The organism is Proteus sp. G2300 (assembly GCF_009915965.1).
GTDB classification, from domain to species: domain Bacteria; phylum Pseudomonadota; class Gammaproteobacteria; order Enterobacterales; family Enterobacteriaceae; genus Proteus; species Proteus vulgaris.
Map to the genome: position 1 here is coordinate 169,568 of NZ_JAABNK010000004.1, position 12,751 is coordinate 182,318.

At 40.0% G+C, this 12,751-nt stretch carries 9 protein-coding genes; 7 read left to right on the plus strand and 2 right to left on the minus strand.

What is annotated here, in order from left to right:
- Positions 1 to 83: 83 nt before the first annotated feature.
- The 7 genes from fdnG to GWI97_RS02120 all read left to right on the plus strand — a co-directional run bounded on the left by fdnG (position 84) and on the right by GWI97_RS02120 (position 10,888).
- Complete coding sequence (fdnG, locus tag GWI97_RS02090; RefSeq protein WP_103005194.1) at positions 84 to 3,131, plus strand: formate dehydrogenase-N subunit alpha; 3,048 nt, start codon at positions 84 to 86, stop codon at positions 3,129 to 3,131.
- A gap of 11 nt (positions 3,132 to 3,142) precedes the next feature.
- Entirely contained in the window at positions 3,143 to 4,081 is a 939-nt protein-coding gene (gene fdxH, locus GWI97_RS02095; RefSeq protein WP_036933457.1) for a formate dehydrogenase subunit beta, read from the plus strand.
- On the plus strand, positions 4,078 to 4,734 hold the full coding sequence (fdoI, locus tag GWI97_RS02100; RefSeq protein WP_023583347.1) for a formate dehydrogenase cytochrome b556 subunit: 657 nt from the start codon (positions 4,078 to 4,080) through the stop codon (positions 4,732 to 4,734). The genes fdxH and fdoI overlap by 4 nt, the downstream gene beginning before the upstream one ends.
- A gap of 206 nt (positions 4,735 to 4,940) precedes the next feature.
- Positions 4,941 to 5,861, plus strand: a complete 921-nt coding sequence (gene fdhE / locus GWI97_RS02105) for a formate dehydrogenase accessory protein FdhE (RefSeq protein WP_087803791.1) — start codon at positions 4,941 to 4,943, stop codon at positions 5,859 to 5,861.
- A 15-nt stretch (positions 5,862 to 5,876) separates the two neighbouring features.
- Complete coding sequence (gene selA / locus GWI97_RS02110) at positions 5,877 to 7,268, plus strand: L-seryl-tRNA(Sec) selenium transferase (RefSeq protein WP_036933467.1); 1,392 nt, start codon at positions 5,877 to 5,879, stop codon at positions 7,266 to 7,268.
- The gene (gene selB, locus GWI97_RS02115) at positions 7,265 to 9,127 is read left to right on the plus strand and encodes a selenocysteine-specific translation elongation factor (RefSeq protein WP_103005193.1); all 1,863 of its coding nucleotides are present in this window, start codon (positions 7,265 to 7,267) and stop codon (positions 9,125 to 9,127) included. The genes selA and selB overlap by 4 nt, the downstream gene beginning before the upstream one ends.
- Positions 9,128 to 9,238: 111 nt before the next feature.
- Positions 9,239 to 10,888 carry an LTA synthase family protein gene (locus tag GWI97_RS02120; protein ID WP_123822464.1) on the plus strand — a complete coding sequence of 550 codons (1,650 nt, stop codon included), beginning with the start codon at positions 9,239 to 9,241 and terminating at the stop codon, positions 10,886 to 10,888.
- Between the two features lie 108 nt (positions 10,889 to 10,996).
- On the opposite strand, the gene GWI97_RS02125 is transcribed toward GWI97_RS02120, so the two are convergent.
- A complete protein-coding gene (locus GWI97_RS02125) occupies positions 10,997 to 11,425 on the minus strand; it encodes a TOBE domain-containing protein (protein WP_036933472.1) in 429 nt (142 codons plus the stop codon).
- 286 nt (positions 11,426 to 11,711) lie between these two features.
- The gene (locus tag GWI97_RS02130; RefSeq protein ID WP_036933473.1) at positions 11,712 to 12,740 is read right to left on the minus strand and encodes a glycosyl hydrolase family 8; all 1,029 of its coding nucleotides are present in this window, start codon (positions 12,738 to 12,740) and stop codon (positions 11,712 to 11,714) included.
- Positions 12,741 to 12,751: the final 11 nt, after the last annotated feature.

Here is a 12,751-nt window from a genome sequence, read left to right on the forward strand (position 1 = left end):
AATAGGAATAAAAAAACAATCAGCTCCATTTTCGTGAAGAAAATCAGAGTCAGTAAAAGCAATGTATGATGAGGAGAGACCCCATGCAGGTCAGCAGAAGACAGTTCTTTAAGATCTGTGCTGGCGGTATGGCAGGTACTACAGCGGCAGCGCTCGGTTTTGCACCAGCAGTTGCGCTAGCAGGTTCGCGTCAGTATAAATTATTGAGAGCCCGCGAAACCCGCAATACCTGTACGTACTGTTCTGTCGGTTGTGGACTATTAATGTATAGTCTGGGCGATGGCGCAAAAAACGCAAAAGAAACGATATTCCATATTGAAGGTGACTCAGACCATCCAGTAAACCGCGGTGCATTATGCCCTAAAGGTGCTGGTCTTGTGGATTTCATCCACAGTGAAGGTCGTTTAAAATACCCAGAATACCGTGCACCCGGCTCGGATAAATGGGAAAAACTCTCATGGGAAGAAACGTTTGACAGAATTGCGCGCTTAATCAAAAAAGACCGCGATGCCAACTTCCAGAAACTTAATAAAGAAGGTGTAGAAGTCAACCGTTGGTTAACAACGGGTATGCTTTGCGCCTCAGCAGCAAGTAACGAAACAGGGTTTTTAACTCAGAAATTCACCCGAGCTCTTGGGATGCTTGCCGTCGATAACCAAGCGCGTGTCTGACACGGACCAACGGTAGCAAGTCTTGCTCCAACATTTGGTCGCGGTGCGATGACCAACCACTGGGTTGATATGAAAAATGCCAACCTTATCGTCGTCATGGGCGGTAATGCGGCAGAAGCGCATCCTGTGGGATTCCGCTGGGCAATGGAAGCTAAAATCCATAATAATGCCAAGCTCATTGTTATTGATCCACGCTTCACCCGTACAGCGGCTGTTGCGGATTTCTATACGCCTATTCGTTCTGGTACTGATATTACGTTCTTATCGGGCGTTATCTTATATCTGCTCGAAAATAAGAAATATCAAAAAGAGTACGTTGAAGCTTATACCAATGCGAGCTTAATTGTCCGCGAAGACTATCATTTTGATGATGGTTTATTCAGTGGATATGATGCTGAAAAACGTCAATACGATAAAACCACGTGGAATTACGAGATGGATGAAAATGGTTTCGCAAAACGCGACACCACATTACAACATCCTCGTTGTGTCTGGAATCTGTTAAAACAACATGTGAGTCGCTATACACCAGATGTTGTCACTCAGATTTGTGGTACACCAAAAGATGATTTCTTAAAAGTTTGTGAATATATCGCTGAAACAGCAGCGAAAGATAAAACAGCATCTTTCCTGTATGCATTAGGCTGGACTCAACACACTGTCGGTGCCCAAAACATTCGTACCATGGCAATGATCCAATTACTGTTAGGTAATATGGGTATGGCGGGTGGCGGTGTTAATGCGCTACGTGGTCACTCCAATATTCAAGGCTTAACTGACCTCGGTCTGTTATCTCAAAGCTTACCAGGTTATCTGACGTTGCCTTCTGAAAAGCAGACGTCATTAGAAACCTACCTAGCTGCGAATACGCCAAAAGCGACAGTACCAGGACAAGTAAACTACTGGGGCAATTATCCTAAATTCTTCGTCAGTATGATGAAGACATTCTATGGTGATAACGCTCAACGTGATAATGATTGGGGCTTCTCACTATTACCTAAGTGGGATAAACCTTACGATGTTCTGCAATATTTTGAGATGATGGATAAAGGTGAAGTCAACGGCTATATCTGCCAAGGCTTTAACCCTGTAGCCTCGTTCCCAAATAAGAACAAAGTGATCCGTTCATTATCAAAACTGAAATTCCTTATCACGATGGATCCGCTAAACACAGAAACATCTTGTTTCTGGCAGAACCACGGAGAAGAGAACGACGTTAAGACAGAAGATATTCAAACTGAAGTCTTCCGTTTACCAACAACCTGTTTCGCAGAAGAAGACGGCTCTATTGTTAACTCAGGTCGCTGGTTGCAGTGGCACTGGAAAGGGGGAGATGCCCCAGGCGTTGCCATCCCTGATGCTGAAATTTTATCGGGTATTTTCCATCGCTTACGCCAACTTTACAAAGAAGAAGGCGGTGCGATGCCAGAGCAAGTGTTGAATATGACTTGGGATTATTTTGATCCTGATAATCCAACACCAGCAGAAGTGGCACAAGAAAGTAATGGTAGAGCATTAGTCGATTTAAAAGATGCTGATGGCAATATCATTCTGAAAAAAGGCCAACTGCTTAGCTCATTTGCTCAGTTACGTGATGATGGTACAACGTCAAGTGGTTGTTGGATCTTCTCTGGTAGCTGGACAGAAAAAGGCAACCAAATGGCTAACCGTGATAACTCAGATCCATCGGGATTGGGTAATACATTAGGTTGGGCATGGGCATGGCCACTTAATCGTCGCATTATTTATAACCGCGCATCGGCAGACCCACAAGGTCAACCATGGGATCCTAAACGTCAGTTAATCGAATGGGATGGCAGTAAATGGACAGGTATTGATGTGCCTGACTATAGCAACGCTGCACCAGGTTCTGATGTGGGTCCATTTATCATGCAACCGGAAGGTATGGGACGTCTATTTGCTATCGATAAGATGGCAGAAGGTCCATTCCCTGAGCACTATGAACCCATTGAAACACCATTAGGGACTAACCCACTGCATCCAAATGTGGTTTCAAACCCGGCAGCGCGTGTCTTTAAAGATGACTGGAAAGAGATGGGTAAAGCAGAAGACTTCCCATATGTCGGAACAACTTATCGTCTGACAGAGCATTTCCACTTCTGGACTAAACACGCGCGCTTAAATGCGATTATTCAGCCACAACAATTTATTGAAATTGGTGAGCGTTTAGCCGCAGAAAAAGGGATTACACAAGGCGATACCGTTAAAGTCAGCTCAAAACGTGGTTATATCAAAGCCAAAGCAGTGGTCACTAAGCGTATTAAAACCCTTGATGTTGATGGGCGCAAAGTGGATACCATTGGTATTCCTATCCACTGGGGCTTTGAAGGTGTTGCAGTCAAAGGCTTTATTGCCAATACGTTGACACCATTTGTTGGTGATGCAAATACACAAACGCCTGAATTTAAAGCGTTCCTTGTTAATGTGGAAAAGGTGTAAGGAGATAAATTATGTCACTGCAATCCCAAGACATTATTCGTCGCTCTGCCACCAACTCCCTAACACCCGCACCTCATGTGCGGGATTACAAGGAAGAAGTGGCAAAACTTATCGACGTAACAACTTGTATCGGCTGTAAAGCCTGTCAGGTTGCTTGTTCTGAATGGAATGATATTCGCGATAAAATTGGCACTAACGTTGGTGTTTACGATAACCCAACTGACTTAACGGCAAAATCATGGACAGTCATGCGTTTTTCTGAAGTTGAAGAGAATGGCAAGCTGGAATGGTTGATCCGTAAAGACGGTTGTATGCACTGTGCCGATCCGGGCTGTTTAAAAGCGTGCCCTGCGGAAGGTGCTATCATTCAATACGCTAACGGTATTGTTGATTTCCAATCAGAACACTGTATTGGTTGTGGTTATTGTATTGCTGGTTGTCCTTTTGACGTGCCTCGCATTAATGAAGAAGATAACCGTGCTTACAAATGTACGTTATGTGTTGACCGTGTTGAAGTTGGCCAAGAGCCTGCGTGTGTGAAAACCTGTCCTACAGGAGCGATTCATTTTGGTTCGAAAGAAGCGATGATCAATCTTGCAAGCGAACGTGTTTCAGAACTACAAACGCGTGGCTATGACAACGCAGGTCTTTACGATCCACAAGGCGTAGGTGGTACACATGTGATGTATGTTCTCCATCATGCTGACAAACCAAACCTGTATCATGGTTTACCAGAAAATCCAGAAATTAGCTCAACCGTTAAGTTCTGGAAAGGTATCTGGAAACCATTAGCTGCTGTTGGTTTTGCCGCAACCTTCGCGGGTGCGATTTTCCATTATTTAGGTGTCGGTCCAAACCGTACAACTGAAGAAGATGAAGAAGAAGCACTCAAAGAGATGGAAGCATCTTCTAAAACACAGACCTCTGTGAATAAGGAGGAGCAGAAATGATGAAGAAGAAAGGTGATAAAATTCTTCGCCACACCGCATCAGAGCGTATAAACCACTGGGTCGTTGTGATTGTCTTTCTGTTCACAGCAATCAGCGGATTGGGTTTCTTCTTCCCATCTCTGAACTGGTTCATGAATATATTAGGTACACCAGAACTGTCACGCCTGTTACACCCATTTGTAGGTAGTGCGATGGCTATTCTCTTTATCTTTATGTTCTTCAGATATTTGAAGTATAACTTTATTGATAAAGATGACTTAGTCTGGGCTAAAAATATTCATAAAGTGCTGCAAAACGAAGAAGCTGGTGATATCGGTCACTATAACTTAGGTCAGAAAGGTATTTACTGGATGTTAAGTATTAGCCTTATCTTACTCACAGTCAGTGGCATTATCATTTGGCGCCCTTATTTCGCAGAATATTTCTCAATCCCAGTGATTCGAATTGCCTTATTAGTTCACTCATTATCAGCTATTTTACTGATAATCACCGTATTTGTTCATGCTTATGCGGCATTCTGGGTGAAAGGATCAATTCGTAGCATGATTGAAGGCTGGGTAACTCGTGGTTGGGCTAAAAAACACCATCCTCGTTGGTATCGTGAAATTCTCGAAGAAGAGAAAAAAGAAGCCGAAAAGCAGTCACAGAAATAATGCAATAGAGCACATTTCTGAACAAACGGAGGCTTGTTAGCCTCCGTTTTTTATTCAATTTACGTCCGTTTTAAAACGTAAAAAAACAATAAAATCACGCTATTATTACCTGCTGTCATGGCTTCGTGTTTGTATTTGATTTATCCTGAAGCCAAACCCTGTGGGTATTCACTATAAAATTTAAGATAATAGGAAGATAGAACGTTATGAGTATTCGCATCGTTCCTAAAGAGCAATTAGGCAAAGAGCAATCAGAAAAAGGCATTAGCTTTATTCCCCCCGTCTTATTCCCTAATCTGAAAAATCTCTACCAACGTCGTGCTGAACGTTTTCACGCACTCGCAAAAGAGAATCCTTTTGCAGACTACCTTGAATTCGCAGCTGAAATTGCTAAGGCACAAGAAAAAGCACTCCACGACAACCCATTGATTATTGATCTTGCACCACTTCTCACTCAGCAAGCGGGTATTGCACCTTTAGACAAAAGAACATTCAAGCGTAGTAAACATTGGCACGCCTTATTAGCCTCTATCATCGCTGAATTACGTCCAGTTGTACCTGAAAGCGTCACTATCACCTTAGAAAACCTGTCTAAAGCTTCTGAAACTGAATTAGAAGAGATGGCGACAGCATTACTTAATGATGAATATTCAAAAGTGTCTGCAGATAAATCGGTCTTTATCTGGTCTGCATTATCTCTTTACTGGGCACAATTGGCCTCTAATATTCCTGGTAAAGCGAAAACAGAATATGGTGAAAACCGCCAATTCTGTCCTGTTTGTAACAGTATGCCAGTGACAAGCATAGTACAAATCGGAACAACACAAGGCTTACGCTATTTACATTGTAATTTATGTGAAACCGAGTGGCATGTTGTGCGTATAAAATGCACCAACTGTGAACTAACAGGTCAATTAAATTACTGGTCATTAGACAGCGAAAATGCGCCTGTTAAAGCAGAAAGCTGTGGTGACTGTGGAAGCTATCTGAAAATTTTATATCAAGAAAAAGATGCGAATGTCGATGCGGTGGCTGATGATTTAGCCTCTATTGTTCTTGATGCAAAAATGGAAGAAGAAGGCTTTGCTCGTAGTAGCATTAACCCTTTCCTGTTCCCCAATGAATAATAATTAGGTACTAGTATGACAAATGATACGCGCTCACTTTACAGCCAACTACCGTCTATTGATAAGTTGTTGCATCAAGAAGAAATTCAGGCTTTAGTTGCTTCTTATGGTCAGACATTTATTACTGAGCATTTACGAAAGTTACAAGAAGAAGCGCGTATCACTATTCGCCAAAAAAATGGCCTACCACAATGGCACAACCATTGGGCTGATGAATTAAAAAATCGCATTACATTACAACGAAAATCTTCGATTAAACCTGTTTTCAATTTAACAGGTACCGTTTTACACACCAATCTAGGGCGTGCATTAATGGCAGAATCCGCCATCGAAGCCGTTAGCCAAGTTATGCGTTCACCAGCAACCTTAGAGTATTCTCTTGATGGTGCTTCAAGAGGACACCGTGATCGCGCTATCGCTGACTTGTTATGTGAATTAACAGGAGCAGAAGATGCCTGTATAGTAAATAACAACGCAGCGGCTGTTTTACTGATGCTTGCAACAGTGGCTCCAAATAAAGAAGTTGTTGTTTCTCGCGGTGAATTAGTGGAAATTGGCGGCGCTTTTCGTATCCCTGATGTGATGACACAAGCAGGTTGTACACTCAAAGAAGTGGGCACAACAAACCGTACTCACCTTAAAGATTATCGTAACGCTATCAATGAAAATACGGGATTGCTGATGAAAGTTCACACCAGCAATTACGCTATTCAAGGCTTTACCGCTGAAGTACATAGTGATGAGTTAGCTGCTTTAGGTCAAGAGATGAATTTACCTACTGCTATCGATTTAGGTAGTGGCTCAATGACTCATTTGGCTACCTTAGGCTTACCTTCAGAACCCATGCCTCAAGATTATCTGCAACAAGGTATCGACCTTGTCACCTTCTCTGGTGATAAATTATTAGGTGGACCTCAAGCGGGGATCATCTTAGGTAAAAAAGCGTGGATTGAAGCTATTCAACATCACCCTCTAAAGCGTGCGCTACGTGTTGATAAGATGACATTAGCGGCATTAGACGCCACATTACGCCTTTATCAGCAACCTGAAAAAATGGCTGTTGAAATTCCGACATTACGTTTGTTAACTCGGACACAAACAGAAATTCATGACATGGCGCAACGGTTATTACCCCATTTTCAGGCATATTATGGGGAAAATTACCATATCACGATATCCTCATGTGCATCTCAAATAGGCAGTGGTTCGTTACCTATTGAAAGTTTACCAAGTGCTGCACTGACCTTTGAAGCGAAAGATGGAAAAGGTAGCCAATTAGATGCATTAGCCGCACTTTGGCGTGATTTAGAAAAGCCTATTATAGGTCGAATTACGGATGGTCGCCTGTGGCTTGATCTGCGCTGTCTTGAGGATGAAAATGCATTAATACAGGCACTTTTACTATGATTTTTGCAACAGCAGGTCACGTAGACCACGGAAAAACCACACTTATACAAGCTATCACTGGGGTAAATACAACCCATTTACCCGAAGAGAAAAAACGAGGCATGACGATAGATTTAGGTTATGCCTATTGGCGCCAAGATGACGGAACGTCTATTGGTTTTGTCGATGTACCTGGCCATGAAAAATTTCTTTCAAATATGCTTGCTGGGGTTGGTGGGATCTCTCATGCATTATTAATTGTGGCTTGTGACGATGGGGTTATGACACAAACCATCGAACATATTTCTATCTTACACCTTGCTGGCTGTCCTCAAGTCACGGTTATTCTCACAAAAGCAGATCGTGTTACATCAGCTCGCATTGAAGAAGTTCGTGCACAAACAACCGATGTATTAGCAAATTTAGGTTGGCAACACCCTGATATTTTTGTCACTTCAGCGCCTTCTGGTGAAGGGATCCCAGCACTTCGTGACTATCTTGTTGAGCTTCATCAACAAGAGCAACAACACCCTCAATGGCATAAACGCTTCCGCTTAGCAATAGATCGCGTGTTTAGTATTAAAGGGGCGGGGTTAGTGGTTACAGGTACCGCTCTGGCAGGACAAATTTCTGTTGGTGATACATTTTGGTTAACAGGCGCTGATAAGCCGGCAAGAATAAGAGCGTTACATGCACAAAATCATCCCGTAGAAAGTGCAGGAGCAGGTCATCGTATCGCAATTAATATCACGGGAGATGTCAGCAAAGAAAATGTCTCTCGTGGCGATTGGTTGCTTTCTCAAAAGCCCAACTATCAAGCCCATAAAGTCTTAGTTAGTTTAATCGCAGATGAACCTTTAAAACATTGGCAACCGGTACATATTCACCATGGTACTCGTCATATTACGGGACGAGTTGCCCTCTTAAATGAAGCGAACGATACACCACAATTAGCCGAGCTTATTCTTGATGAACCACTTTGGCTGGTGGATAACGATAGACTGATTTTACGTGATATTAGTGCTCAACGTACATTAGCAGCGGCAAAAGTCTTACATTTGCATTCACCACGCAGAGGTAAACGACAACGTGAATTTTTAACTTGGCTACATCAACTGGATAAGGCGGACAGTGCTCGCGCTAATTTGGCGCTATGTTTACCGAAAGGTGAATTATCTCTCAATCAATTTGCTTGGGCCCAACAATTAACCGAAAATGCACTTGAGCAGTTATTAGAGACATTTGAGCTAGTCAACGTTGCGGGCATTATTCTTTCTAAAAATAATGCTGATAATGCAAAACAAAAATTACTTAATACTCTTGAGGAATATCACCAACAACATAATGATCAAATGGGAGTTGGACGCTCTCGTTTAAAACGGATGGCACTCCCAACGTATCATGATGAATTGGTATACCACTTAATTGAACAATTACGTAAAGAAGGTGCGATTAGCCAAAGTCGTGGTTGGCTTCACCTCCCGACTCATGGTCTTGCTTTTTCGTCAGAACAAGAGTCTTTATGGCAACATGCTAAAGTCTATTTTGAACAATCTGAGCCTTGGTGGGTACGTGATCTTGCAAACGAAATGAAAATCGATGAAAAAGAAATTCGTTCCTTATTACGCAAAGCAGCACAATTAGGTTTAATTATTCCGATTATTGCTGATCGCTACTATACACATACTTCTATAGAAAAGTTTGCTTCCATTATTGTGAAATACAATGAGAATAATGGCAGTGTCACCGCTGCGGACTTTCGTGATGAGTTATCTGTTGGACGTAAATTAGCAGTACAAATCTTAGAATATTTTGACCGCACTGGTTTTACTCGTCGCAAAAAAGATCTTCATATTTTACGAGATAAAGGGTTATTCTAAATATCCATATTAACTTAGGCTAAATAACTTTATTTAGCCTAAGTTAAGGTTATCACCTACAATATTTGTAAAATATCCCCTTTATTCTTTATCGCTATACTCGGAAGAGATATGAAAAAACTATTAGGAAGTGCTTATCTTGCACTCATTCTTATTGGCTCTCTGTTTATTGTTTTTGAGAAAGCAACGTTTATTTATACTGCACTACTCTCTGTAGGTGCTTATTTTATTATTTTTTCTATTTGCTTTATTTTATCAGCGCGTGTTTTATTTTCGGCTATTACCACCGGTACGCTTTTCCTTATCACTAAGTTTATTAACCAACTTAAAGTCCATTATTACAAAGAAACATTAATGTTCTCTGACTTTAACTTAGCCTTTGACAGTTCAAATTTAGGGACATTAGGGCATTATTGGGAAGCCGCTGTAGCATTAGTTGCAATGCTAATATGGCTTCTTATCAATATGTCTATTGCTTGGCGTTTTTCCAAAAAATCACGCCCAGCCTTACGTATAAGTAGCTTACTTTTCATCATCATTGGGTTTACCACAATCCATTTTACCGTAGAAAAATGGCAAGCTGAATGGGAAGGAACGCTTCCAGGAGGAAGAGGTACTGTCACTAATTTAATGATGTCAGGTTACCAAACAACATATCATCCGCCTTATTTTCAAGAAAGTGCTGACTACTTTCTTGAAAAGGCAAGCAAAACCGTATTACCTGAAACACAGGTTAAAATAAAACCTGATATTATCGTTTTATTACAAGAATCAACAGTTAATCCTTCCATTTATCAATTTGATAAAGATGCCACACTCCCTGATTTATTTATGTTCCAAAAAGATGAAGGAGTAAGTGCGCAAAGCCCTTTACGTGTACAAACCTTTGGTGGTGGTACTTGGCTTTCTGAATTTTCTGTATTAACAGGGTTAAATACGGATGATTTTGGTGCACGTAAAAACTCTGTATTCTATTTTGTTGTCGATAACCTGAATGAGAGTTTATTCCGTCAACTCAAAGCAGAAGGTTATTACACCGTCTTACTCACCCCATTTAATCGCAGTGCTTACCATGCAGGCTACGCTTATGAAAAAATGGGAATTGATGAAATCATTCAACCTCAAGAACTTGGCTACCCTGGGACATTAGAAGAAAATCTGTGGAAGATATCGACGCAAGATATGCTAGGTTACGTTGAAGAGGTATTGAAAAAAAGGACTGACAAACCATTGTTTATATTCTCATTAACCATGTATGAGCATGGTCCTTATGATGAATCACACAGAGATATGTACCAAATTACGGGTCAAACAGAAAGCAATAATGCACCAGGTAAATTTAGCCACTATATGGAAAAAATTATTACTAGTGATCCAGCAATTAAAGATTTCTCTAATTTTGTTGCTCAAAGAGAAAAACCAACAATGTTTCTTTATTTTGGTGATCATCAACCTAATATTGAATTAAATAATTACCAGTCACCATTTACTAATCCCGCACATATTACTCAATTCACATTAAGAGACAATCTAACTCAAGGTGCACCAATAACAACAGGTGAATTAACAGATATTAGCTTCTTAGGTGGAATGATACTGGAGCGTGCACGTTTACCATTATCTCCTTTCTATAAAGCCAATATTCAAATGCGACACTTATGTGAAGGGAAATTAAATGACTGTGAAGACGAAAAATTAATTAACAGTTATAAAAATTATATTTACGAAAAACTGAAAGTTGCTGGTGTCGCTGATGATTAATTTTTGTCACTTAAATAATGGATGATCGGGATTATAAATCTGATTAATATCAACGAATAAGAGGCTAATTATCTAGCCTCTTTTTTTATCTCAAAACATTGAATGCTATTATTTACGCGTTGCAACGATCACACTAGATGCTTTCACTAATGCTAAAACATCACTGCCTTTTGCCAACATCATCTCTTGCAAGCTCTCATTTGTAATAACCGCAGTCAACTCTAAGCCTTTCGCTGTTTCTAAGTGCACCGTTGAATTTACAGCGCCTTGTACGATTTGAGTTACTTTTCCTGCAAACTGATTACGTGCAGAAAAATTCAAACCACAATCAGGTAGTGCTAAAACAACCCATGGCGCTTTAATAATGGCAATTGCTTCGCCATCTTTTTTAATATTTAAACTGCCACAACTCTCTTTAGTAATAATGGTTGCCAGTTTTTCACCATGCGCTAACGATAAAACAACTTCGTTATTAACGGCACCTTCAATAATATCAATAACTTTACCAACTAACTGATTGCGTGCTGATACTTTCATTTATCCACCTCTATTATTCATGAGAAATTATATAAATAACGCTATGAAACCACTCAGATAACAGTACCATAAATACTATCCAATAAATTATTCTTAGATCATAGTTTAAAGTTTATTTATTATTTAAAAATACAGCGTTATAAATAGAACTAGTGAATTAATAGAAATAAATTCAGAGAGTTATATCTTGTTATTTTTATCATTATTACCATAAACGAAATAGATAACTTAAGAAACCTGTTAATTAAAAGTAATTTAAGCTATCTATTGTTTAAATTAAAAATACTTATTGCCCATTCTGAGCAAATGTCGCTAACAAATGTAAAGCTGAAGAATAATAATCCGTATCTTTACTCAAATCGACATCATCAATAGGGGTTTTCATCGTTAAATCTCTCACAGCCATCATACCTGGTGTGAGGTTATATTCAGCGCGCTCTTGACCATCAATACTGACCCAAGCAGGGGTTTTATAACGATCAAATTGCTGCCAATACTGCACAAAAGGTTGTAATGCTAATTCATCATGAGCCCAAGCTAAATAAAGAGGAATACGTATAGCATCAAAACTAAATCGTGCTGGCCATTTTTTACTAGGCTCTATCTTTCCATCAGGATATAAACTCACCCAGTCTGTTGGTAATTGATATTCACCAAATCGCATATTTCTAAGTAAAGATTGGCTATCATTAATTAATGCTTTCCAACGAACATCTTTGCTTGTACGGTAAAAATCTTTCCATGCTGGAAAAATAAAATAGGATGGATTAATAATAATTTCTTCTGGCGTTTTAAAGCCATTAATTCCGGGTAATAATACAGTATAGTTTTTTATTTTAACTAAAGTATGTTCTAAAATAGCATGTTGAATAGAATCCGAAGCTGAAAGATAACTTTCATCATTCCACTTTTCACCCGCTTTTAATAATGCCCAAGCAATTAAAATATCACCATCTGTTGCATTATTAGGATCCGGAGTATGTTCACTGTTTTCAGGTTCATAACGCCATTTAAACAGCCCTAAATCGCCTCGATAAAGAGAGGTCGCAGTCCAACGCCACAGTTTCTTAAATGTCTCATGATCATCACTCATTACCGCCATCAACATCCCATAGCCTTGACCTTCTGAGTGCGAGATATTGTTGTTAGCACTATCTATCACACGCCCATCATCCTTAATATAGCGCTCTTTAAACTGCTGCCATCCGGTTTGAGTATCTGCTGCTTGTATTGAGGGAGATACCATAAGCAACAAACCTAAAATAAAAAAAGTAAAAAATAGATAATTAAAACGAGATAAGTGTCTAAAAGACATTGCCTTTCTCT

What these genes read in the sequence shown, in the direction of transcription:
- fdxH (WP_036933457.1), top strand. Translation starts at nt 3,143, where the DNA reads ATGTCACTGCAATCCCAAGACATTATTCGTCGCTCTGCCACCAACTCC.
- fdoI (WP_023583347.1), top strand. Translation starts at nt 4,078, where the DNA reads ATGATGAAGAAGAAAGGTGATAAAATTCTTCGCCACACCGCATCAGAG.
- fdhE (WP_087803791.1), top strand. Translation starts at nt 4,941, where the DNA reads ATGAGTATTCGCATCGTTCCTAAAGAGCAATTAGGCAAAGAGCAATCA.
- selA (WP_036933467.1), top strand. Translation starts at nt 5,877, where the DNA reads ATGACAAATGATACGCGCTCACTTTACAGCCAACTACCGTCTATTGAT.
- selB (WP_103005193.1), top strand. Translation starts at nt 7,265, where the DNA reads ATGATTTTTGCAACAGCAGGTCACGTAGACCACGGAAAAACCACACTT.
- GWI97_RS02120 (WP_123822464.1), top strand. Translation starts at nt 9,239, where the DNA reads ATGAAAAAACTATTAGGAAGTGCTTATCTTGCACTCATTCTTATTGGC.
- GWI97_RS02125 (WP_036933472.1), bottom strand. Translation starts at nt 11,425, where the DNA reads ATGAAAGTATCAGCACGCAATCAGTTAGTTGGTAAAGTTATTGATATT.
- GWI97_RS02130 (WP_036933473.1), bottom strand. Translation starts at nt 12,740, where the DNA reads ATGTCTTTTAGACACTTATCTCGTTTTAATTATCTATTTTTTACTTTT.